This window comes from Aquimarina megaterium XH134, assembly GCF_000520975.1.
Lineage (GTDB): Bacteria > Bacteroidota > Bacteroidia > Flavobacteriales > Flavobacteriaceae > Aquimarina > Aquimarina megaterium.
Genome location: NZ_JACB01000004.1, coordinates 70,124 through 91,695, shown reverse-complemented (window position 1 = coordinate 91,695; position 21,572 = coordinate 70,124). Strand labels below are relative to the sequence as shown.

At 32.3% G+C, this 21,572-nt stretch carries 25 protein-coding genes; 19 read left to right on the top strand and 6 right to left on the bottom strand.

Translation table 11 applies throughout. The annotated features are described in order from the left end of the window. Nucleotides 1-12 precede the first annotated feature (12 nt). Nucleotides 13-528 carry a signal peptidase II gene (gene lspA / locus Z053_RS0105485; RefSeq protein WP_025664037.1) on the top strand — a complete coding sequence of 172 codons (516 nt, stop codon included), beginning with the start codon at nt 13-15 and terminating at the stop codon, nt 526-528. Between the two features lie 2 nt (nt 529-530). Further along, a complete protein-coding gene (locus Z053_RS0105480) occupies nt 531-1,136 on the top strand; it encodes a carboxymuconolactone decarboxylase family protein (protein WP_025664036.1) in 606 nt (201 codons plus the stop codon). On the opposite strand, the gene Z053_RS0105475 is transcribed toward Z053_RS0105480, so the two are convergent. After that, nucleotides 1,127-1,825, bottom strand: a complete 699-nt coding sequence (locus tag Z053_RS0105475; RefSeq protein WP_025664035.1) for a hypothetical protein — start codon at nt 1,823-1,825, stop codon at nt 1,127-1,129. The two genes, Z053_RS0105480 and Z053_RS0105475, sit on opposite strands and share 10 nt — an antisense overlap. A gap of 227 nt (nt 1,826-2,052) precedes the next feature. Further along, the gene (glyA, locus tag Z053_RS0105470; protein ID WP_025664034.1) at nt 2,053-3,327 is read right to left on the bottom strand and encodes a serine hydroxymethyltransferase; all 1,275 of its coding nucleotides are present in this window, start codon (nt 3,325-3,327) and stop codon (nt 2,053-2,055) included. A 343-nt stretch (nt 3,328-3,670) separates the two neighbouring features. Here glyA and fahA point away from each other — a divergent pair, with 343 nt between their 5' ends. The 5 genes from fahA to Z053_RS0105445 all read left to right on the top strand — a co-directional run bounded on the left by fahA (nt 3,671) and on the right by Z053_RS0105445 (nt 7,750). Beyond that, entirely contained in the window at nt 3,671-4,951 is a 1,281-nt protein-coding gene (gene fahA / locus Z053_RS0105465) for a fumarylacetoacetase (RefSeq protein ID WP_025664033.1), read from the top strand. Between the two features lie 107 nt (nt 4,952-5,058). Further along, nucleotides 5,059-6,246, top strand: a complete 1,188-nt coding sequence (locus Z053_RS0105460; protein WP_025664032.1) for a hypothetical protein — start codon at nt 5,059-5,061, stop codon at nt 6,244-6,246. A 70-nt stretch (nt 6,247-6,316) separates the two neighbouring features. Then, nucleotides 6,317-6,916 (top strand): Crp/Fnr family transcriptional regulator, encoded by a 600-nt coding sequence (locus Z053_RS0105455; protein WP_025664031.1) that lies wholly within the window; start codon nt 6,317-6,319, stop codon nt 6,914-6,916. Nucleotides 6,917-7,007: 91 nt separating this feature from the next. Further along, nucleotides 7,008-7,289 (top strand): hypothetical protein, encoded by a 282-nt coding sequence (locus tag Z053_RS0105450; RefSeq protein WP_035095201.1) that lies wholly within the window; start codon nt 7,008-7,010, stop codon nt 7,287-7,289. Nucleotides 7,290-7,330: 41 nt separating this feature from the next. Beyond that, a complete protein-coding gene (locus Z053_RS0105445) occupies nt 7,331-7,750 on the top strand; it encodes a group III truncated hemoglobin (protein WP_035095199.1) in 420 nt (139 codons plus the stop codon). A gap of 1 nt (nt 7,751) precedes the next feature. Here the strand turns inward: Z053_RS0105445 and ytxJ are convergent, their stop codons facing one another. Beyond that, complete coding sequence (gene ytxJ, locus Z053_RS0105440) at nt 7,752-8,147, bottom strand: bacillithiol system redox-active protein YtxJ (RefSeq protein ID WP_025664028.1); 396 nt, start codon at nt 8,145-8,147, stop codon at nt 7,752-7,754. Between the two features lie 202 nt (nt 8,148-8,349). On the opposite strand from ytxJ, the gene clpB reads away from it, so the two are divergent. From clpB to Z053_RS0105415, 6 genes are all read left to right on the top strand, one after another. Next, nucleotides 8,350-10,950, top strand: a complete 2,601-nt coding sequence (clpB, locus tag Z053_RS0105435; RefSeq protein ID WP_025664027.1) for an ATP-dependent chaperone ClpB — start codon at nt 8,350-8,352, stop codon at nt 10,948-10,950. A 213-nt stretch (nt 10,951-11,163) separates the two neighbouring features. Continuing rightward, the gene (locus Z053_RS0105430; RefSeq protein ID WP_025664026.1) at nt 11,164-11,811 is read left to right on the top strand and encodes a hypothetical protein; all 648 of its coding nucleotides are present in this window, start codon (nt 11,164-11,166) and stop codon (nt 11,809-11,811) included. A 116-nt stretch (nt 11,812-11,927) separates the two neighbouring features. After that, complete coding sequence (locus tag Z053_RS0105425; RefSeq protein ID WP_025664025.1) at nt 11,928-12,524, top strand: TetR/AcrR family transcriptional regulator; 597 nt, start codon at nt 11,928-11,930, stop codon at nt 12,522-12,524. A 54-nt stretch (nt 12,525-12,578) separates the two neighbouring features. After that, nucleotides 12,579-13,061, top strand: coding sequence for an acyl-CoA thioesterase (locus tag Z053_RS0105420; protein ID WP_025664024.1), 483 nt, complete (start codon nt 12,579-12,581; stop codon nt 13,059-13,061). 55 nt (nt 13,062-13,116) lie between these two features. Beyond that, nucleotides 13,117-13,242: a hypothetical protein gene (locus Z053_RS32060; protein WP_255409709.1), complete on the top strand. Its 126-nt coding sequence runs from the start codon at nt 13,117-13,119 to the stop codon at nt 13,240-13,242. Between the two features lie 167 nt (nt 13,243-13,409). After that, nucleotides 13,410-13,922, top strand: a complete 513-nt coding sequence (locus Z053_RS0105415; RefSeq protein ID WP_025664023.1) for a SixA phosphatase family protein — start codon at nt 13,410-13,412, stop codon at nt 13,920-13,922. Here Z053_RS0105415 and Z053_RS0105410 read toward each other — a convergent pair. Then, nucleotides 13,919-14,668, bottom strand: coding sequence for a DUF6503 family protein (locus Z053_RS0105410; RefSeq protein ID WP_025664022.1), 750 nt, complete (start codon nt 14,666-14,668; stop codon nt 13,919-13,921). The two genes, Z053_RS0105415 and Z053_RS0105410, sit on opposite strands and share 4 nt — an antisense overlap. A 210-nt stretch (nt 14,669-14,878) precedes the next feature. Here Z053_RS0105410 and Z053_RS0105405 point away from each other — a divergent pair, with 210 nt between their 5' ends. Both Z053_RS0105405 and smpB read left to right on the top strand, forming a co-directional pair. Further along, on the top strand, nt 14,879-15,235 hold the full coding sequence (locus tag Z053_RS0105405) for a DUF3887 domain-containing protein (RefSeq protein WP_025664021.1): 357 nt from the start codon (nt 14,879-14,881) through the stop codon (nt 15,233-15,235). 94 nt (nt 15,236-15,329) lie between these two features. Then, on the top strand, nt 15,330-15,788 hold the full coding sequence (gene smpB / locus Z053_RS0105400; RefSeq protein WP_025664020.1) for an SsrA-binding protein SmpB: 459 nt from the start codon (nt 15,330-15,332) through the stop codon (nt 15,786-15,788). Nucleotides 15,789-15,851: 63 nt separating this feature from the next. Here smpB and Z053_RS0105395 read toward each other — a convergent pair whose 3' ends face one another. Together Z053_RS0105395 and Z053_RS0105390 are read right to left on the bottom strand one after the other, a co-directional pair. Beyond that, the gene (locus tag Z053_RS0105395) at nt 15,852-16,874 is read right to left on the bottom strand and encodes an ankyrin repeat domain-containing protein (protein ID WP_025664019.1); all 1,023 of its coding nucleotides are present in this window, start codon (nt 16,872-16,874) and stop codon (nt 15,852-15,854) included. Between the two features lie 45 nt (nt 16,875-16,919). Continuing rightward, nucleotides 16,920-17,561 (bottom strand): protein-L-isoaspartate(D-aspartate) O-methyltransferase, encoded by a 642-nt coding sequence (locus Z053_RS0105390; protein WP_025664018.1) that lies wholly within the window; start codon nt 17,559-17,561, stop codon nt 16,920-16,922. Nucleotides 17,562-17,712: 151 nt separating this feature from the next. On the opposite strand from Z053_RS0105390, the gene Z053_RS0105385 reads away from it, so the two are divergent. From Z053_RS0105385 to Z053_RS0105370, 4 genes are read left to right on the top strand one after another with little or no spacing between them, the layout of a single operon-like run. Further along, the gene (locus tag Z053_RS0105385) at nt 17,713-18,678 is read left to right on the top strand and encodes a Gfo/Idh/MocA family protein (protein ID WP_025664017.1); all 966 of its coding nucleotides are present in this window, start codon (nt 17,713-17,715) and stop codon (nt 18,676-18,678) included. 41 nt (nt 18,679-18,719) lie between these two features. Further along, the gene (locus Z053_RS0105380; protein WP_025664016.1) at nt 18,720-19,607 is read left to right on the top strand and encodes a 3-hydroxybutyryl-CoA dehydrogenase; all 888 of its coding nucleotides are present in this window, start codon (nt 18,720-18,722) and stop codon (nt 19,605-19,607) included. Between the two features lie 33 nt (nt 19,608-19,640). Then, nucleotides 19,641-20,237 (top strand): M23 family metallopeptidase, encoded by a 597-nt coding sequence (locus tag Z053_RS0105375; RefSeq protein ID WP_025664015.1) that lies wholly within the window; start codon nt 19,641-19,643, stop codon nt 20,235-20,237. Further along, nucleotides 20,237-21,475, top strand: coding sequence for a DUF1015 domain-containing protein (locus tag Z053_RS0105370; RefSeq protein WP_025664014.1), 1,239 nt, complete (start codon nt 20,237-20,239; stop codon nt 21,473-21,475). The genes Z053_RS0105375 and Z053_RS0105370 overlap by 1 nt, the downstream gene beginning before the upstream one ends. Nucleotides 21,476-21,572 lie beyond the last annotated feature (97 nt).

The window sequence follows — 21,572 nt, the reverse complement described above, 5'->3', positions numbered from 1 at the left end:
GCAATTATACACATGAAGATTACAAGAAAAATAAGAATCATACTCATTCTCTCTCTGGTCTTACTAAATATAAGTTGTGATCAGATTTCAAAAAATGTTGTTCGGCAAACGATCGAACCTTATGAGCGTATAGAAGTTTTTAAGGATAGTTTTGTATTGACTAAAGTCGAAAATACTGGTGCTGCCTATAGTCTGGGATCAGATTTGGCTCCGATCTTAAAAATACTTTTATTACAAATTCTTCCAATACTGGTGTTATTACTATTATTAAGACAGATATTAATTAAGACAAATTATTCTAGAGAAACAATCATAGGTTTTGCTTTTATTATCGGTGGCGGAATCGGAAATCTTTTTGATCGTATTGTATATGGATCGGTAACTGATTTTTTGATTTTAGATTTAGGGATCATAAAAACCGAAATATTTAACCTTGCCGATGTTTCAATTTTTTTAGGTTCAATTTTAGTTTTAATTACTACTTTTTTTAATAAAAAAGAAACTATTTTTAAAGAAAAAATTCAATAACAATGAGTTGGATTAAAGAGATATCATATACCGATGCAACGGGTCAATTAAAAAAAATCTATAACCGTATTAAAGGCCCTGATAACAATGTAGATAATGTACTGTCTATACATAGTTTACGACCACATACTCTGGTAGGTCATATGGGTTTATATAAAAATGTATTACACAACTCTAATAATACATTGCCAAAATGGTACTTAGAAACTCTTGGTGTATATGTAAGTAGTCTTAATCAATGTAGCTATTGCGTAGATCATCACTCGGTTGGATTAAAACGACTATTGAATGATGATACCAGGTTTAAGGAAATTTTGTCCTGTTTATCCAAAGATGAATTGCAAAATCATTTTAAGTATCAATATTTGGCAGGGCTTCAATATGCTAAGAAGTTAACGTTATCACATCATACTATTACCGAATCAGATATTCATAATCTTAGAGATCAAAATTTATCTGATGGAGAGATTCTCGAAATCAACCAGGTAGTAAGCTATTTTAATTATGTAAATAGAACAGTAGTAGGTTTAGGAGTTAATACTGATGGAGATATTATTGGACTTTCACCCAATGATAGTGATGACGCCCAGAATTGGAGTCATTCCTGAATATTGTTACCTGTTTTAAGATCATAAGAATTGATAGTAGTATAATGTTTCCATTTCTTTTGAAATATAGAATCATTGTCGATATATCGTTTTCCTGATTCATAATAAATAAACTCATCTCTTCCTGTTAACTCGGGATCATTAGATATTATGCTGTAAAAATTAGCGTACTCTTCTTTTTCTTTCTGTAATGTGTTACGAAGAGAAATAAAAACATTTGACTCTGGATCAGACTTTTTCCAGATATCATATTCTGTCGCATTTGAAACATACCTAATAGTATGTAATAAACTATCCTTAATTTTTATATCCATACCATCGGTATAATATATTCCTTTGTTTGTATAATCTATATTTTTCATACAAAACCGATTCTTATTGTATGACAAAATCCCATGTTCACCAATGGGAGTAAGCCCATGTACTTTTCTTACTATAATAAAACCAAAATCTTTATCCGAAATTTTTTCTATTAGCAATATAGCCTTGTATACAGAATGATTATGTATTGTATCTCGAAAAAAAGCATATCCATCTACAAGATCATAACGCCCTTCTATACTTGGGATTTCACGAATATTTAAGGTGTCTTCCTTTTTTTCAACACGTTCAACCTCCTGTTCTAAGTTTTCTTTTTTTACACTTTCTTCAGATGGTTTGGACGTTAACTTACTACAGCCAGATAACATAAGTAGTACACAAAATAAAATTTGGACATGACGTATATACATGATAATTCTATAAGTAAAAGTTTTATGATAACAATATAATCAAAAAGTGCACTGTCATATAGCATGACAGTGCACTTTCTTTTAATTTCATATTTAAAACAAACTGGCTTACGCTTTTTTCGATGTTGTAAAAAATTGCATTTACAAGTAAGCTAAAAAAATCTAAAAACCAATTTAATAAAGTATTATCCTACAAATAAAGGCTTATCTGCCATCATCGCATTTACATCATCTGCGATAGTATGTAGTTTTTCTTCGCTTTCAACATTTTGGATTACCTGATCGATCAATTCGACAATAGCTATCATATCATTTTCTCTCAATCCTCGAGTGGTAACAGCTGCTACACCGATACGAATTCCTGATGTTACAAACGGGGATTTATCATCAAATGGCACCATGTTTTTATTCACCGTAATTTCTGCAACACCTAATGCTTCTTCTGCTTGTTTACCAGTTACTCCTTTATTTCGTAAATCGATAAGCATCATATGATTATCGGTACCGCCAGAAATAACTTCATACCCTTTCTTTACGAATGCTTCGGCCATAACTGCTGCATTTTTCTTTACCTGCACGATATAATGTAAAAACTCATCTGTTAATGCTTCTCCAAATGCGATTGCCTTTGCAGCAATAATATGCTCTAATGGGCCTCCTTGATTACCAGGAAATACGGCACTATCAAATAATGAAGACATCATTCGTTTTTTACCATTTTTTAAGGTTATCCCAAAAGGGTTTTCAAAATCTTCTCCCATCAAAATAAGACCTCCTCGTGGTCCTCGTAGCGTTTTATGAGTTGTTGTAGTCACTACATGGCAATGTGGCACTGGATCAGAGATTATTCCTTTTGCAATTAACCCTGCAGGATGAGCAATATCTGCAAAAAGAATTGCTCCTACACTATCTGCTATCTCTCTAAATCTTTTATAATCAATCTCTCGCGAATAAGCAGATGCTCCTGCAATAATCAATTGCGGTTTTTCTGCTGTAGCGATTTCCTGAATCTTATCATAATTTAACCTTCCGGTCTCCTTCTCTACCCCGTAAAAAACAGGAGTATATAATTTGCCTGAGAAGTTAACTGGAGAACCATGAGTCAAATGTCCTCCATGAGAAAGATCAAAACCTAATATTTTATCACCTGGTTTAAGACATGCATGATATACTGCTGTATTAGCTTGTGAACCAGAATGAGGTTGCACATTAGCATATGCTGCGCCAAACAATTCTTTAGCTCTATCAATAGCAATCTGTTCTATAACATCTACTACGGCACATCCCCCGTAATAGCGTTTACCAGGGTATCCTTCGGCATATTTATTGGTAAGTACAGATCCAGCAGCTTCCATCACTTGTTCACTCACAAAGTTTTCTGAAGCAATAAGTTCTAATCCGTTGATTTGACGTTCTTTTTCGTCCTGAATTAAATCAAAAATTTGTTCGTCGCGTTGCATGAATTTATTATTTATTAGTAAAGGCGTAAAAATAGGAAATCCATTCCTTAAATCGACCTAAATAGTCCCTAATAAATAAGAACATCTTGTTCTTTTTCTGAATTCATGTTTCCTGCCATACATCACTGATAATTTTGCATTAATACTGATCAAATATTACGAAGTGAAACATTTTTGGGTTTCAAAAAAACACAACAAATAAGTAATCTCATCTTGGTATTGTACTATTAATAACATATCTTATCATTATTTTAATTATTTTTCACATAATTAAAAACTTTTAACCATTCGAAAATTATATATTTGATCATAAAAATTACCAACAACATATAAAAGAACAATAATGCCCATAACTGCAAATTATCCAGATAGAAAGACATGGATTGAAACATTTCCTAATACGGATTTTCCTATACAGAATATTCCTTTTGGTGTATTTCTTACCCGAGATGATATTATTACTATAGGAACCAGGATTGGTGATACTGCTATTGACCTAGGAGCGCTTCATCAACTCGGTTATTTTGATGGAATCCCATTAACAGATGATATTTTTTTACAGGATTCTTTAAATGATTTTATTTCTGATGGAAAAAAAACATGGAGATTAGTTCGTAATAGAATTGCTGAAATTTTTGATGCCGAAAACAATTCCTTAAAAAATAACGAAAAGCATAGACAAGAGGTTTTATTCTCTCTAGATGAAATCGAAATGCAACTACCTGTTAGTATCGGAGATTATACTGATTTTTATAGTAGTATCGAGCATGCGACTAACGTAGGGAAAATGTTTAGAGACCCTGAGAATGCTTTACTTCCTAATTGGCTACATATGCCTGTTGGATATCACGGTCGTAGTAGCTCGATTATTCCTTCTGGTATTCCTGTACACCGCCCACAAGGTCAAAAACTAACCAATGGCGCTAAAGAACCTATTTTTGGTCCTTCTAGACTAGTTGATTTTGAGCTCGAAATGGCTTTTATCACTACCGACGCCAATCAATTGGGAGAACCAATTCCTATCGAAGAAGCAGAGGATTATATATTTGGAATGGTATTATTTAATGATTGGAGTGCAAGAGATATTCAGAAGTGGGAGTATGTTCCACTAGGTCCATTTTTAGGTAAAAACTTTGCTTCATCTATATCTCCTTGGATTGTAACTCTTGATGCTTTAGAACCTTATAGAACAGACGGGCCTAAACCACTAAAAAAACAACTATCTTACCTTCAATATAAAGGAAAAAAGAGTTTCGATATAAACCTAGAAGTTGCCATTCAACCAGAAAAAGCAGTAGAAACTGTTGTGTCTAAAAGTAATTTCAAGCATATGTACTGGACAATGGCACAACAACTTACTCATCATACAGTAAATGGATGCCCCGTTAATTCTGGAGATCTTATGGGTAGCGGAACATTATCTGGACCAACACCAGATTCGTATGGGTCAATGTTAGAATTAAGCTGGCGTGGAGAAAAACCGCTACAACTTAATGAAGGAGGTAGTCGTAAATTTATTGATGATAATGATACCGTGATTATGAGAGGGTATTGCGAAAAAGACGGAGTTCGAATTGGATTTGGTGAAGTCTCTACCAAGTTACTCCCTGTGTTTAAAAAATAAAGAACGTACAAACCATTATATAACCTCGGAAAAATAGTTTTCGAGGTTTTTTTATTATCTTTTGGCATCAAAGTTGTTTTCAATACCCAAATCAAAATATTATTGATATGAAAAAACTACTACTCCTACTACTTACAACTACAATTATTTTTTCATGTAGCAGTGTTAAAAAAACTGAAAAGGCACTTAACACAGGAAATTATGATCAAGCTATAAATATTGCTTTAAACAAGCTTAGAACAAACAAAGGAAAAAAAGGAAAACAACCTATTATCCTTATGCTAGAACAAGCATATGCAAAAGCTCTAGATCGAGACAATAATGCCATTGCATATCTAGAAAAAGAAGGAAATCCTGCAAACCTTGAACGTATTTATAATACATACTTATCCCTAAAGAATAGACAAGAACGTATAAAACCATTGTTACCACTATATCTTGTTGAAGAAGGTCGTAACGCTAACTTTATACTACACAACTATGATCAAAAGATTATAAATACAAAAGATAAACTTTCTCAATACTTATTTAATAATGCCAAAGCTTTATTAACCTCTGCCAAAAGAAAAGCAGATTATAGAGCAGTATATGAAGATTTAAACTACCTGAACAAAATTACTCCTAACTACAAAAATACGCGAGAGATGATTGATGAAGCTCATCAAAAAGGGACCGATTTTGTAAAAGTAACGATGAAGAATAGAACCGATGTTATTATTCCTAAGAGACTAGAAAGTGACTTACTTAATTTTGGAACATATGGCCTTAATGATCTATGGACAGTATACCATAGTCAACCTCAAAAATCTATCCCATATGATTATGCTATGGAAGTAGAATTAAGAGAAATTAATATATCTCCAGAACAAATTAAGGAGCGTCAATTACAAAAAGAAAAGTTGATTAAAGATGGTTGGGAATATCTACTTGATGAAAATGACGAAATCGTAATTGATGATAAAGGCGAAAAAGTGAAAGTAGACAGAATGGTAAAAGTACATTGTGAATATTATGAATTCACACAGTTTAAAGCTACGAATGTTGTGGGTAATGTTCAATATCGAGACTTAAGAACAAGACAACTGCTAGATGCTTTTCCTATTGCAAGCGAATACGTTTTTCAACATATTTATGCAAATTATAATGGAGATAAACGAGCTTTAGAAGATGGTTTGTTAGGATATTTAGGGTTAAAATCAGTACCATTTCCTTCTAATGAGCAAATGGTATATGATTCTGGAGAAGATTTAAAAAACAAATTGAAGAATATTATTACTAATTATCGTTTTAAATAATACATTACACTATAATTATAATGTTATTCGATCTTAATAGATTGGTACTACATAATAGAGAATTGTAAGTATGATCGATCACACAAGTTTACTTAATTCGGGGGCGGTACTAAAAAAATATAAACGAGGAGAGTTTCTTTTTAGAGAAGGTTCTATTGCCCGTTATTATTATCAGGTACACCAGGGAGAGATTAAAATGAATAATTATAATCAGGAAGGGAAAGAATACATACAAGGTATTTTTACCAAAGAAAAAAGCTTTGGTGAACCTCCTTTATTTGCAGATTTTAAATATCCAGCCAATGCAGAAGCTATTGTAGATTCTGAGGTCTGGCAATTACCAAAAGAAAAATTCTTAAAATTTTTAGAAGAAAACCCTGATATTCATCATAAATTCACCAGTACACTAGCTTTACGGTTATATTACAAAGCAATTATGGTCTCTGAAATATCTACTCAAGAACCAGAACATCGTATTCTTAGAATTCTTGATTACTTCAAAAAAAATAGCGACCCAAACACAATAGAATCAAATACATACAAAGTAGAACTAACCAGACAACAACTTGCCGATCTAACTGGATTACGCGTAGAAACTGTTATAAGAAGCATCAAAAAACTAGAGCAAAAAGGAGAACTCTTTATTAAAGACAGGAAAGTATATCGATAATTTTCACCTTCAATTTACTTTTTTATGATTAAGATCATAAAACCATGACGCTTCCTTGAAATACCTTTGAATAACACTAAAAGTAATTGTTATGTATTCGAAGTTATTAAAGGATTTTAAGGAAATGTATATGGCATATATACCATTAATGATTATTCTTTCCAGTTGTTTAGGGTCTGTTGCAGCAATGTACATTCTTATGCAGGACAGATCTTTTTCGCAAGTCGTTCAATTATCTCTTTGCGTAATCGTTTGTATGGCATTTAATGCATCTATTCTAGCTCAAATGAAAGCTAAATTTGTATTCAATCTATTAATTGCGAGTCTGGTAATTAATACTCTTTTAGTATTACTGAATATCGCCTTTTATTAATGTAAATAAGAAGCTATAAGACTTCTTAGAACAAAAAGCAAATGAAAGTGATTCCTAAAAATGATATCAGAAATAGAGATGATGTAGCAATCTTAGTTTCTATATTTTATAAAAAAATCAGAAAAGAAGAGCACTTAGGCCCTATTTTTAATCATATGATAAAAGATTGGGATAAACATTTAGATAGATTAATCGATTTTTGGGAAACCAATCTCTTATTTGTTCCAAAATTTAAAGGAAACCCAATTGAAGTTCATAAACAAGTAGATCGAACATTTAATCATAGCATTACAAATGTACACTTTGGAATATGGTTACAACTATGGATCGCCACAATAGACGACCTTTTTGAAGGTGAACTCGCTACTTTAGCTAAAAATCGCGCCAGAAAAATGAGTACAACATTATTCGTAAAAATGTTTCAGGATAGACCTTCTCACAAAATGATTCCAAACAAATAATTTATACAAACTGATGCAATACCTGAGGTGTAATCATACTATGTGAAGAGTGATGCACGGTAACGCCATTTCTAATAACAATAAATTGTGGTGATTCGTGAAATACTTGAAATTTTGCAGCTACTTCTGCAGATACATCACGATGATTCAATAGATCAAGATAATACAAATCTATTTGATCTTCTGTAATATCAAAACTGCTTTCAAAATTACGAATTACCATTCTACTAATACCACAACGAGTCGAATGCTTAAAAATAGCCTGCGTTTTAGTCTTTGATGCCTTTGTAATTTCCTCTAATTGCGAAACAGAATTAAGTACTTGCCATGGCAAAGCTTGTTTTTCTTGCTTAGGCTCTTTCTCTTCTGATCCAAATAATTTACCAAATATTCCCATTTTTTTCTTTAATATGAATGACCACAAACTTAGTCAATTGATTTTTAAAATTGACTATAATCATATATTGGTCGTAACAAAATTCGTAACTTTACATTACGTCAAAAAGTCAGCAAAACCAAGTAGTTACAAGACATTTTGACACATTACCAAAGTAGGAATATTATTTGATTCTCTACTAGAAAACTCAAAATAAGAGACTATGAATTTTAATAATTTCACTATAAAATCACAAGAAGCCATACAACAAGCTCAACAGCTTGCTCAAGGTTTTGGACATCAACAAATTGAAAATGAACACATTTTTAAAGCTATTTTTAATGTAGATGAGAATGTGCTTCCATTTTTGCTAAAAAAGTTAAATGTAAACCTCGATCTTTTACAACAAGTTCTTGATAGTACACTAGAAAGCTTTCCTAAAGTTTCTGGTGGGGAATTACAGCTATCAAGAGAGGCCGGAAAATCACTAAATGAAGCAAGTATTATTGCTAAAAAAATGAATGACGAGTATGTTTCTATTGAACATCTGGTGATTGCCATTTTTAAATCTAAAAGTAAGATTGCGCAAATCCTAAAAGATCAGGGAGTAACAGAAAAACATTTAACCGAAGCTATTAATGAGATCAGAAAAGGCGAGCGAGTAACATCGCAAAATGCCGAAGAGACCTATCAGGCTCTAAGCAAATATGCTAAGAATCTTAACGAAATGGCAGAAAGCGGAAAATTAGACCCTGTTATTGGTCGTGATGAAGAAATCCGAAGGATATTACAAATCCTTTCTCGCCGTACCAAAAACAATCCAATGCTGGTTGGTGAGCCCGGAGTAGGTAAAACTGCTATTGCCGAAGGATTAGCTCATCGAATTATTGCAGGAGATATTCCCGAAAACCTAAAGAACAAACAAATTTTTTCTTTAGATATGGGAGCATTAATTGCCGGAGCCAAATTTAAAGGAGAATTTGAAGAACGTCTTAAATCTGTCGTAAAAGAAGTAACTTCTAGTGATGGCGACATCGTACTATTTATTGATGAAATCCATACTCTTGTAGGCGCAGGAGGTGGCCAGGGAGCTATGGATGCTGCTAATATCCTAAAACCAGCTTTAGCAAGAGGAGAACTTCGCGCAATTGGAGCCACAACTCTGGATGAATATCAAAAGTATTTTGAAAAAGATAAAGCTCTGGAAAGGCGTTTTCAAAAAGTTACAGTCGATGAGCCGGATACAGAAAGTGCGATATCTATTCTTAGAGGAATTAAAGAAAAATATGAAACACATCATAAAGTACGCATAAAAGACGAAGCTATAATCGCTGCGGTAGAATTGTCACAGCGCTATATCACAAATAGATTTTTACCCGATAAGGCTATTGATTTAATGGATGAAGCTGCTTCTAAATTACGAATGGAAATTAATTCTAAACCCGAAGAACTCGATGTGCTTGATAGAAAGATTATGCAACTTGAAATTGAAATCGAAGCCATAAAACGAGAAGACGATGAAACCAAGTTAAAAGCACTTAATGGTGATCTTGCGAATATTAAAGAAGAACGTAATGAGATTTTCTCTAAATGGCAAAGCGAGAAAGAAGTTGTAGACGCTATTCAAAATGCAAAAACAGATATTGAAGAATTTAAACTTGAAGCAGAACGCGCAGAGAGGAATGGAGATTATGGAAAAGTAGCCGAACTACGATATGGAAAAATAAAAGAAGCCCAAGAGCGACTGGATGAGTTACAAAAGCAGTTAAATGAGCAACAAAGTAAATCTTCGCTTATTAAAGAAGAAGTGACCAATGATGATATTGCAGAAGTAATAGCAAAATGGACAGGGATACCGGTAACCAAAATGCTACAAAGTGAACGCGAAAAATTGTTGGTACTCGAAGAAGAATTACAAAAACGTGTAGTTGGACAAACCGAAGCCATACAAGCTGTTAGTGATGCTGTAAGAAGAAGTCGTGCAGGTTTACAAGATCAAAAAAAGCCAATCGGATCATTCTTATTTCTAGGAACTACCGGGGTAGGTAAAACAGAATTAGCAAAAGCGCTGGCAGAATACCTCTTTAATGATGAAACTGCTATGACTCGAATAGATATGAGTGAATACCAGGAACGTCATGCAGTAAGCAGACTAATGGGTGCACCTCCCGGATATGTAGGATATGATGAAGGTGGGCAATTAACTGAAGCGGTTCGAAGAAAACCATACTCTGTAGTCTTACTAGACGAGATAGAAAAAGCACATCCAGATACGTTTAATGTGTTACTACAAGTATTGGATGAAGGTCGTTTGACCGATAATAAAGGTAGAGTTGCCGATTTTAGAAACACCATCATTATCATGACCAGCAACATGGGTAGCCATATTATACAAGAAAAATTTGAAACCATCAAAGATATGGATACCGCTATGGAAGCTGCCAAAGTTGAAGTATTAGGGATATTAAAACAATCTGTTCGTCCAGAGTTTTTAAACAGAATAGATGATATCATTATGTTTTCTCCGCTTACCAAAGCTAATATCAACGAAATTGTAAAGCTTCAGTTAAAACATGTTTCTAAAATGCTGGCAGAGCAACACATAACTTTGGATGCTACAGAACAAGCTATAGCCTATCTTTCTGAAAGAGGTTTTCAACCAGAATTTGGCGCCAGACCAGTGAAACGTACAATTCAAAAAGAAGTTTTAAATAAACTATCAAAAGAAATTCTAGCAGGTAAAATTTCTACAGAAAGTGTAATTTTACTTGATGAATTTGATAGTAATCTAGTATTTAGAAATCAGGAAAATTTGGTTTCTTAATTAATCTATAATAGTAATTTTACCTAAAAGCAGAGCTATTGGTTTAAAAAAAATCAATAGCTCTATTAGTTTTAAACAAAAAAATCAACAATATTATATTTTGTTGAGCAGCACGGATTACGGTTTTACCGTAGATATTAACAAAATTATTCCTACAATGGTTAATAACTAAATAAAGAAAAAAACAAGGTTTTTAAGTACATTGCTTCCTCAATGAGACCAACCATATTGTTTGCACTTTTATTAATTTCACACATCTCCCTGGGCCAAAGCAAAAAGGGAGCCTTATCTGATATTAGAAATAAATATCAATTAATTCGAGAATTAGTAGACACCAATACACTTAGACAACACCATACCGATTATTCTTGTGATGAATCAACAGAAAAAGGGTCGCTTACCTTTTATTATAATGGTACCGAGTTAAAACATATCGTACACACATATACTCTAGGTCATGTAAAATTTAGAGATGAATTTTATATTTGGGATAATCAATTATTTTTCCAATATGCTATTCATAAGGTCTGGTATAAAGATTATGAAAGAAGTCGTTCTGGTAAGCGCAGGCTAGCAGATGTTGTATTAACACTTGAAGAACGCTTTTATTTTAAAGATAGAAACGTTATAAAATGCCAGTTTAAAGATTTTGAAAATAGGAGTAGTAGTCCAAAAAAAATCAAAACTAACAATATTAGAAACATAAATGTGGGATGTGATCAGGCTCAAGTTGCTCTTGAAAAATTTGATCTTTTACTCGATTTTCAAAAAATGAAGATAGAAGATGCTTGTAACCTACCAAAAAGTATTACCAATACAGAACCTTTGGATCATATTTATGGTAATATCCGCCAGAATTAAAGATTCCTTTTTTTATTAAGCTCTCTTCAAAACATGTTAAAATAAAATATTTGTGATGTTAAAAAATATACCGATTGGTATTTTTTAGTATATTTGATTATATTTTTTAGTAAAACATGCTTACCAAAGCCGAACAAACTGCAGAATTTATAATTCAAACTGTTGCTCCCATTTTTAACAAAAACGGGTATGCTGCAACAAGTTTGAGCGACATCACCAAAGCTACCGGGCTTACTAAAGGTGCTATCTATGGTAATTTTAAAAATAAAGAAGAATTAGCTATTGCTGCTTTTAAGATGACCGAAGGAAATATGATTGGTCGAATAGCCGATCATCAAGCTTTAAGTAAATCACCTATCGAGAAATTGTTTTTGGTTACCGACTTTTATCGAAACTATTATAATTTTACTCAAGAGGTAGGCGGCTGCCCTGTACTTAATATGGGAGTTGATGCAAAATATCAGGTTCCTGTTCTTTTTAAACACGTAAAATCTGCAATCTCTAAAATCCAGAACAATGTTGCTAAACTTATAGATGCCGGAAAAGAATGTAAAGAAATAAAAGAGGAAGTAGACTCGATGCTATATGCAAAACGATTGTATAGCATGATCACGGGGGCTATTTTTATGACCCATACTATGGAAGATAATAGTTATTTACTTGAAACCATGGATCAGATAGATGCTATGATCCATAAAAACCTAAAACGATAATTATCATTTTTTTTAACTATAAATATACCGATTGGTATAAAAATAAATTAAGTCATGACATTAACTAAAATACCAGAAAGCAAAGCAAAAATAAGATTTCAGGATTGTGACCCTTTTAACCATCTTAATAATGCAGCATATATTAATTATATGATCAATGCACGAGAAGATCAGATTGATCAATACTACAACCTTGATATTTTTAAACTAGCAAAAACCGAGGGCATTAGTTGGGTAGTAGGCACAAACCAGATTGCTTATTTAAAACCGGCCTTACTTATGGAGAATGTTATTATCGATTCTCAACTTATACGATATACAGAAAATCAATTACATGTAGAAATCAGAATGTGGAACCATGATAAAACCGAGCTTAAGGCTATATTATGGAGTTCTTTTGTACATTTTAATTTATTACAACAAAAGCGTTGGAATCACGATCAACAACTCATGGAACTATTTAAAAACATAATAGAACCCATATCTGCTACTAGTTTTGAAGAAAGAATTTTACAATTAAAACCACAAAAAGTGTAACATTTCCATTTTTTATTCGTCTTAATATAGAACGTAACCATTTAAAACTGGCCATATGAAATCTTCTGGCGATTTAGGCTCTTCTAATAAAAGAAGAAGCTCCTATATTTATATAGGATTTTTTATCATTGCTATTCTATCCATGGGTATCGTTATTTGGCAAATGGGAATGTTAGAATAATAGAATCAGGTATAAAAAAGTTATTATTATTTTTATAATAGCTATTTTTATACCTGATATTATTTAGTTTTATGTCATGACTTAAGCATAATTTAGAATTTCAATACTTCCGAAATAATAATTATTATGCAGTACTGTCTGGCCTCTAAGACAATAAACACAAACAAATGAAACCTATATTCTTTTTACTTATTTTTCTTTCTTCTTGGGTTGGTTCTTGTCAAAGTAATGCACCTCAACAAGAAATAACTACTACATATTTTTTAGTTAGACACGCCGAAAAGGATCTTAGCGATCCAAGTAATCGAAATCCAAACCTTACAGAGACTGGAAAAATGCGATCAGAAAACTGGGCAAAAATGCTTGTTGATGTACCGGTAGATATGGTATATACTACAGACTATATTAGAACCAGAAAAACAGCAGAGCCAATTGCCAAAAGTAAAAATGTAGAACTCACTTTATATAACCCTAGAAATTTAAACGATACCGAGTTTCAGGAAAAAACAAAAGGAAAGACCGTTGTGGTTGTTGGTCATAGCAATACAACACCTTCCTTTGTTAATAAAATTATTGGTAAAGAAAAGTATAGCTCTATAGATGAAAAAATCTATGGAAAGCTATTCATTATAAAAATTACTGGTGATATAATTACCGATACCGTGCTTACTATAAACTAACAACAGTCTCTTTCAATATAAACATAAATATCCTCTAGCTCTATTTTTGAAAGTAATTTTAGTTGCTTTTTTTCAAATAGTTTATCAAGGTTATGTAGTGGTGTGGTTAAGTCTTCTGTTTTATAATTTTTATAATCTACAAAACGTATTCCGTTTATATTTCTTGGATCATAGGCTTCTCTAAATCGTATTCCTCCCCCATTCACAGCATATTTATATGCTAGATAATCTACGGTAAAGTTCTCCTTGTTGATCCAGTACATAAACTCATCTTCAAAATCGGTTCCGCCGCCTTCTTGATCAAAAGTTACTTTAATTTTATAATATAAGGATCCATTGATAACCGATTCACCAACTAGTTTTTTATGTACTGCCGGAGCATTAAGTCCATACGGAAGGCTAGCAAAATAATGTACAGAATTCACTCCATCACTTATTTTTGTAATCAAAGAATCTGCAACTGCTACAGGGCAATTCTCTATAGTCCTTTTTAAACCAGAATTACTTATCACATCATGAGTTATCCCTTTAGGTCCATTTACAAATCTCTCTAATTCATATACTCCTTCTCCTCTTTTACTTCGATATTGTTTCCCTCTAAAAACGAAATGTATAATGGCCCTATCATAATTAGTTCCTCCTGCCTTTTCTATTGTTTTATCCACTATTTCCTGAGCAGAAAACTGGGAAAAAGCAGCGGTAACAGAAGAGAAAACAAATACTAATACTATAAAATAACGTTGCATAAAAATTGCTTTAAAAAACTAAATTAATCTTTCTCTTTTCATTAATTGTAACAATTTTGTTAAACTAAATAACAGATACAACTAATTATTTTTTTAGACGAAAACCCAGTTTTATACTTACTCTATAAAATGTGAATTGAAGGTTGTTTTTTTTTAATTTTAACGAAAAGATAATTATTTTGCAATACCTAACCCCAAAATGAGAATGCTATGAAATATATAATCTTACTGTTAACTTGTTTTACCATTCAATATGGTTTTGCCCAGGATGCGAGTACTTATGAAAGTACGACAAAGACTTTTCTAGAAAATTTTAATGCACAAGATGTAAATGCTATTTTTGATATGTACACTTCAGAAATGCAAGAAAGTATGACAAAAGAGGGGGTATCTAATTTTATAAATGGTTGTTTCGAGCAATTCGGCAGTATAAAAAAGATAACTTTTGTTGAAACCGCCGAAGGGGTTTATAGTTATAAAGTAGCATTTGACAAAGCAACTTTAGCAATGGACCTTCAACTTAGTGCAGATGGTAAGATTTCAACAATACAATTTCAAGAGCTATAAAAAGTATTTAGAATATTCGTTTTTGTTTAAAGCTTTCTTTCAGGAAAGCTTTGTACTTTTGTAGGCGTTTACAAAAGTATTTCGGAATACACATATGAATCCAAATAAAATCAACATATTAAACCGTAAGGCCAAATTTGAATATGAATTCCTGGATAAATATACTGCGGGAATCAAACTCGTTGGCACAGAAATAAAGGCTATAAGAGAAGGAAAAGCAAATATTGCAGAGAGTTTCTGTGAGTTTAATAACAATGAATTATTTGTTATTAATATGCATATAGAAGAGTATTCTCATGCCACTTATTTTAATCATAATCCCAAAAGTGAACGAAAACTATTACTCAACAAAAAGGAGTTAAAAAAACTTGAAAAAGAAGTAAAAAACTCTGGATTAACCATTATACCTACCAAATTATTCATAAATGATCGTGGGCTAGCAAAGCTTAATATTGTTCTTGCACGTGGTAAAAAGATGTACGATAAACGAGAAACAATTAAAGACAGGGATAATAAAAGGAATCTTGATCGTATTAAAAAAGAATATAGATAATTTACGCCATGAAAATTGTATAAATTACTAACACTATTTTTTTAATAAAACATCTAATTACAATCAAACACTATTACTCAATAATTCTTCTATTATTTTCTTTACAGAAGTCGAATCGACTATAGACAATAGAGAATAAATTTCATTACATTTTTTAATATTATAATAATCTGCCAGATATTTTATCAAATTTATATCTTCTAATAAAACTGCTTGATGAAAAGCGGTAAAACCATCATTATCTACTGAGTATAAGTTCGCTTTTTCTTCTATAAAAAATTCTATTAAACTTCTGTTTTCTTTACTTATACTTGAAATTAAAGGTGTCGATCCTCTATATTTTTCACTTCGAACGTTAATATTTGCTCCCTTCTGCAGTAAAGTTTTAGCCATTTCTACAGATTGCACCATAAGTAATATAGGGTCTTCTTCTGCTATGGATTCAATTCCATTATCGAATAATAATTCTACTAATTCAAAAAAATCATTATTCACTGCATTCTGCAAGGGAGTTATAGATGAACTGGGTAAACCATTAGGGTTTGCTCCTCTATCTATCAAAAACTTCGCAATTGTTACTCCGGGTACAATATCATATTCTTTTTTTCTATCTCTTATTCGATATGGCTCTGTGCAATAATTTAGAAAAGGTACATCTGATCCTTCGTGCATATCAAGGTTAATACCTGTATCGATCAATATTTTTGCAATTTCGATATGCTCTCCTTCAATTGCTATTTTCAAAGTTGCCTGCAAACCTTCATCTGCTCCATTTTCTAATAAAAATTCAACTACTTTTTCATCCCCTTTTCGAGCTGCATGTTCTATTGGCAAAAAAATATCACACTCTACATTTACATCTACATTATAGGACAGCAGAAGTTTTACAACCTCTAACCTTTCGTCTTTTTTCCAGGAAGAAATAACTCTATAAAGTATAGTTTCAAAAGGGTATTCAGGTTCCTGATAATTAACATCTGCTCCTTCTTCTAATAACAATTTAATTTTTGTTATATCATCAGAACTATATTTTCTTTTGTCTACAAGCTTAAATAATTCTATTGTGATTGGCTTTTGTTCTTCCATAACACTAATTTTTAAAAGAGTATTATTTCAATACTTATTCTTTTTCTAATTCTTATCCTCTAACAAAGGAACAAATCTAAACTCTCCGAATTCTCGTTTTTCGAACTCTGTTTCACTTTTACGAACAAAAAGTGTCATTATTTGTACATCCTCTCCTACCGGGATTACTAGACGGCCATTAATTTGTAGTTGCCCTAATAATGGTTTTGGAACAAAAGGAGCTCCTGCTGTCACTATAATTCCATTGTACGGTGCATGCTCTACTAAGCCTTTATACCCATCTCCAAACGACAAGTGTTTTGGTCTATATCCAAGTTTAGACAAAAACAATTTTGTTTTTTTAAACAATTCTTTTTGACGTTCTATACTATACACTTTTGCTCCCATTTCGCATAAAACTGCAGTTTGGTATCCCGAACCAGTGCCAATTTCTAACACCTTATCCCCTTTTTTTATTTCCAATAATTCTGTTTGAAACGCTACAGTATAGGGTTGAGAAATGGTTTGATCTGCTGCAATCGGAAAAGCTTTATCCTGATATGCATGATCTTCAAATCCAGAATCCATAAATAAGTGTCTGGGTATCTTTCCTATAGCAGATAACACCGTTTTATTTTTGATTCCTTTTTTAATCAATACATCTACTAATTGTTTTCTTTTTCCGGCATGTCTAAGGGTATCTTTCACTATTCTAAGGGTTATTTAGCAGGCTAAAATTACATAAAGATTTTAAAGATTTGCAAACTATTTCTTTCTTCGAACTAAAATTTTGCATTTTAGATATAATTAGGATTTAAAATTTATAAATAATACTATTTTTGTGTAAAATCAATATATTATGCTCAAAGCCGGAGTACTCGGTGCGGGACACCTTGGTAAAATCCATTTACGTCTTCTACAACAATCAGAAAATTATGACCTTATAGGTTTCTACGATGCTAGCGAAACCCAAGCTAAATCTATAGCAGAAGAATTTGGCTATCAACTCTTTAACTCTATTGAAGAATTAATTGATGCTGTAGATGTAGTTGATATTGTTACCCCAACTTTTGCTCATTTTGATGTAGCTAAGCAAGCAATAAAAGCAGGCAAACACGTCTTTATAGAAAAACCAATTACTAATACTGTAGCAGAAGCCCAACAGCTTATTGAGTTGGCAAATGCACATCATGTAAAAGGACAAGTAGGACATGTAGAACGTTTTAATCCTGCATACACTGCAGTAGCTAGCAAGATTGACAATCCAATGTTTATCGAATCGCACAGATTAGCAGAATTTAACCCCAGAGGTACAGATGTTCCTGTAGTTCTTGATCTTATGATTCATGATATAGATGCTATACTAAGTGTAGTGCACTCTGAAGTAAAACACATTAGTGCCAGTGGAGTATCTGTAATTAGTGAAACTCCTGATATCGCTAATGCTCGAATAGAATTTGAAAATGGTTGTGTAGCTAACCTTACTGCCAGTAGAATTTCTCTTAAGAATATGCGAAAATCCAGGTTTTTTCAGCGCGATGCCTATATCTCGGTTGATTTCTTTGAAAAAAAATGTGAGGTCGTAAAGATGAAAGATGCTCCTGAGACTCCAGATGATTTTGCTATGATATTGCAAAATGCCGAAGGTGTGAAAAAACAAATTTATTTTGACAACCCTAATGTTCCTTCTAATAATGCAATATTAGATGAATTAGACACCTTTGCAGAAGCCATAAAAAATGATACTACACCTGTGGTATCTTTAGAGCAAGGAAAAAAGGCATTAGAAGTTGCCTTAAAAATCATTGACTGCTTTACTCATTAAAAACAAAATTTACACATACATATCAAATAAACAATATACATATGAAAAACATTGCAGTAATCGGTGCAGGAACTATGGGGAATGGTATTGCACATACTTTTGCTCAAAAAGGCTTTAAAGTACAGCTTATTGATATTTCTCAGCAATCTTTGGATAAAGGCTTAACTACAATCACAAAGAATTTAGACAGGATGATCGCTAAAGAAAAAATATCAGAAGCCGATAAGGAAGCTACACTTGCCAATATCTCTACTTATACAAATATCAAAGAAGGAGTAGAATACGCTGGTCTTGTCGTTGAAGCCGCTACAGAAAATGTAGATTTAAAGCTAAAAATTTTCAAAGAGCTTAGTGAGGCATGTCCAGAAGATACAATTTTAGCTTCTAATACTTCATCAATATCGATTACACAAATTGCTGCTGTAACCAATCGTCCTGATATGGTTATAGGCATGCATTTTATGAATCCCGTACCTATCATGAAATTAGTTGAGATCATTAGAGGATACAATACCTCTGATGAAGTGACTTCTACTATCATGGAACTGTCTAAAACATTAGGTAAAATCCCTGTAGAAGTAAATGATTACCCTGGATTTGTAGCAAATCGTATCCTCATGCCAATGATTAATGAATCAATAGAAACTTTATATAATGGTGTCGCAGGAGTATCAGAGATTGATACCGTTATGAAATTAGGAATGGCACACCCTATGGGGCCATTACAATTAGCAGATTTTATTGGTCTTGATGTTTGCCTTTCTATTCTTAATGTAATGTATGATGGTTTCAAAAACCCAAAATATGCGCCTTGCCCATTATTAGTTAATATGGTTATGGCCGGTAAACTTGGAGTAAAAAGTGGAGAAGGATTCTATGATTATTCTGAAAACAGAAAAGCAGAAAATGTATCTAAGCAGTTTATATAGTTCGTAATTTAGTATTTACTTCCTGATTTTACGATGAACAAAATTCTGGTGCTCACTATAGCCTTAACCTTGATTTCCTGTAAAAACAGAAATGAAACATTCAGCCTTGCTATTGATGACAATCAAGATCCTTATCAGATCTACACTTCTCTTTTTGAGAAAAATCCAGAATTTATCGCTTCTGATTTTGATTATCCAATTGGTAAACCAAATGCTGAAGGCTATTATAATGCCCAAAAATTTAGAGAAAACAATCACTTAGGTGATGACTGGAATGGTATTGGAGGAGGTAATACAGATCTAGGAGATCCCATATACGCCATTGCTAATGGACATGTTACTTTTGCTAAAGATATTAAAGGAGGTTGGGGTAATGTTATAAGAGTAATACATAGGTACAAAGGAAAATATTATGAATCTGTATATGCACATTGCGATTCTATACTTGTAAAAGAAGGAGATTTTGTAAAAAAAGGTGCTTTAATAGCAACTATAGGTAATGCAAATGGCATATATTTGGCTCATTTGCACCTAGAAATCAGAGATGATATTTTTATGGAAATCGGTGGTGGATATGCAAATGACCGATCTGGATATCTGGATCCAACAAAATTTATAAATAATAATTAATGGCAAAAATTCATCCGTTTAAAGCTATACGACCAACAAGAGATAAAGTAAATCTGGTTGCTTCGAGATCATATCAAAGTTACACTTCTTTTGAGCGAGATTCTAGAATGGATTATAATCCTTATTCTTTTTTACATATTGTAAACCCTGGGTATAAATACCATAAGGAGATATCTGGTGAAGAACGTTATAAATTAGTTCGAAATCGATATCTAGAGTTTAAAGAAGATCAAATTTTTATGCAAGAGGATAGTCCTTGTTATTACATTTACAAAATTGTAAATCGTGAACAAGAATCATTTTGTGGTATTATAGCTGCTGCCAGTACAGAAGATTATCATAATGATGTTATCAAAAAACATGAAGATACACTTCAAGATCGTGAAAGTACTTTTAAAGAGTATCTAAAAACAGTTGGCTTTAATGCAGAACCTGTATTACTTACCTATCCTGATAATGATTCTATTTCAAAAATTATTTCAGAAACCGTTGGAGCAAGAGCAGAATATGAATTTACAACTACAAATCGTGATACACATTACCTATGGAAAATAGAGGATCAAAAATCTATTCGCGAGATACAAGAAGCCTTTTCTTCTATTAAAACTATATATATAGCAGATGGCCATCATCGTTCTGCCTCATCTCACCTACTATCTCAGGATTTAAAAGAAAATAACCCTGAGCATAACGGTAATGAAGCTTATAATTTTTTTATGAGTTATTTGATCCCTGAATCTGATTTAAAAATTTATGAATTTAACCGATTAGTAAAAGATCTAAACGGATTATCCAAAGAAGAATTTCTAATCAAATTAGATGAATGGTTTCGTATCGAAAATAGAGGGCCAGAAGTATACAGACCTTCAAAACCTCATCATTTTAGTATGTATATTGACGATGAGTTTTATTCGTTATATCTAAGAAAAACAACTTATGAATTTACAGATGCATTAGAGGAATTAGACGCACAGATTTTATATAAAACGGTATTAAAACCTATTTTGGGCATAGAAGATTTGCGTACAGATAATCGTATTGAATACTCACATGGTAAGAATGGAATTGTAAAAGTGAAAAGTGATGTTGATAATGGAGAGTACAAAGTTGGATTTGGACTTTTTCCCGCATCAGTAGAGCAAGTCAAAAAAATTGCAGACGAAGGATTAAAAATGCCTCCGAAGAGTACTTATATAGAACCAAAATTAAGAAGTGGTATCACTATTTATGAGTTTTAACATTAACAATCATTTTTATTTATAAACTATAAAGGATGCTTGAAATTCAAGCATCCTTTATCTTTTTTCAATACGCTTTGGTTTTAAGAGAATTGAA

What these genes read in the sequence shown, in the direction of transcription:
- lspA (WP_025664037.1), top strand. Translation starts at nt 13, where the DNA reads ATGAAGATTACAAGAAAAATAAGAATCATACTCATTCTCTCTCTGGTC.
- Z053_RS0105480 (WP_025664036.1), top strand. Translation starts at nt 531, where the DNA reads ATGAGTTGGATTAAAGAGATATCATATACCGATGCAACGGGTCAATTA.
- Z053_RS0105475 (WP_025664035.1), bottom strand. Translation starts at nt 1,825, where the DNA reads ATGTTATCTGGCTGTAGTAAGTTAACGTCCAAACCATCTGAAGAAAGT.
- glyA (WP_025664034.1), bottom strand. Translation starts at nt 3,327, where the DNA reads ATGCAACGCGACGAACAAATTTTTGATTTAATTCAGGACGAAAAAGAA.
- fahA (WP_025664033.1), top strand. Translation starts at nt 3,671, where the DNA reads ATGCCCATAACTGCAAATTATCCAGATAGAAAGACATGGATTGAAACA.
- Z053_RS0105460 (WP_025664032.1), top strand. Translation starts at nt 5,059, where the DNA reads ATGAAAAAACTACTACTCCTACTACTTACAACTACAATTATTTTTTCA.
- Z053_RS0105455 (WP_025664031.1), top strand. Translation starts at nt 6,317, where the DNA reads ATGATCGATCACACAAGTTTACTTAATTCGGGGGCGGTACTAAAAAAA.
- Z053_RS0105450 (WP_035095201.1), top strand. Translation starts at nt 7,008, where the DNA reads ATGTATTCGAAGTTATTAAAGGATTTTAAGGAAATGTATATGGCATAT.
- Z053_RS0105445 (WP_035095199.1), top strand. Translation starts at nt 7,331, where the DNA reads ATGAAAGTGATTCCTAAAAATGATATCAGAAATAGAGATGATGTAGCA.
- ytxJ (WP_025664028.1), bottom strand. Translation starts at nt 8,147, where the DNA reads ATGGGAATATTTGGTAAATTATTTGGATCAGAAGAGAAAGAGCCTAAG.
- clpB (WP_025664027.1), top strand. Translation starts at nt 8,350, where the DNA reads ATGAATTTTAATAATTTCACTATAAAATCACAAGAAGCCATACAACAA.
- Z053_RS0105430 (WP_025664026.1), top strand. Translation starts at nt 11,164, where the DNA reads ATGAGACCAACCATATTGTTTGCACTTTTATTAATTTCACACATCTCC.
- Z053_RS0105425 (WP_025664025.1), top strand. Translation starts at nt 11,928, where the DNA reads ATGCTTACCAAAGCCGAACAAACTGCAGAATTTATAATTCAAACTGTT.
- Z053_RS0105420 (WP_025664024.1), top strand. Translation starts at nt 12,579, where the DNA reads ATGACATTAACTAAAATACCAGAAAGCAAAGCAAAAATAAGATTTCAG.
- Z053_RS32060 (WP_255409709.1), top strand. Translation starts at nt 13,117, where the DNA reads ATGAAATCTTCTGGCGATTTAGGCTCTTCTAATAAAAGAAGAAGCTCC.
- Z053_RS0105415 (WP_025664023.1), top strand. Translation starts at nt 13,410, where the DNA reads ATGAAACCTATATTCTTTTTACTTATTTTTCTTTCTTCTTGGGTTGGT.
- Z053_RS0105410 (WP_025664022.1), bottom strand. Translation starts at nt 14,668, where the DNA reads ATGCAACGTTATTTTATAGTATTAGTATTTGTTTTCTCTTCTGTTACC.
- Z053_RS0105405 (WP_025664021.1), top strand. Translation starts at nt 14,879, where the DNA reads ATGAAATATATAATCTTACTGTTAACTTGTTTTACCATTCAATATGGT.
- smpB (WP_025664020.1), top strand. Translation starts at nt 15,330, where the DNA reads ATGAATCCAAATAAAATCAACATATTAAACCGTAAGGCCAAATTTGAA.
- Z053_RS0105395 (WP_025664019.1), bottom strand. Translation starts at nt 16,874, where the DNA reads ATGGAAGAACAAAAGCCAATCACAATAGAATTATTTAAGCTTGTAGAC.
- Z053_RS0105385 (WP_025664017.1), top strand. Translation starts at nt 17,713, where the DNA reads ATGCTCAAAGCCGGAGTACTCGGTGCGGGACACCTTGGTAAAATCCAT.
- Z053_RS0105380 (WP_025664016.1), top strand. Translation starts at nt 18,720, where the DNA reads ATGAAAAACATTGCAGTAATCGGTGCAGGAACTATGGGGAATGGTATT.
- Z053_RS0105375 (WP_025664015.1), top strand. Translation starts at nt 19,641, where the DNA reads ATGAACAAAATTCTGGTGCTCACTATAGCCTTAACCTTGATTTCCTGT.
- Z053_RS0105370 (WP_025664014.1), top strand. Translation starts at nt 20,237, where the DNA reads ATGGCAAAAATTCATCCGTTTAAAGCTATACGACCAACAAGAGATAAA.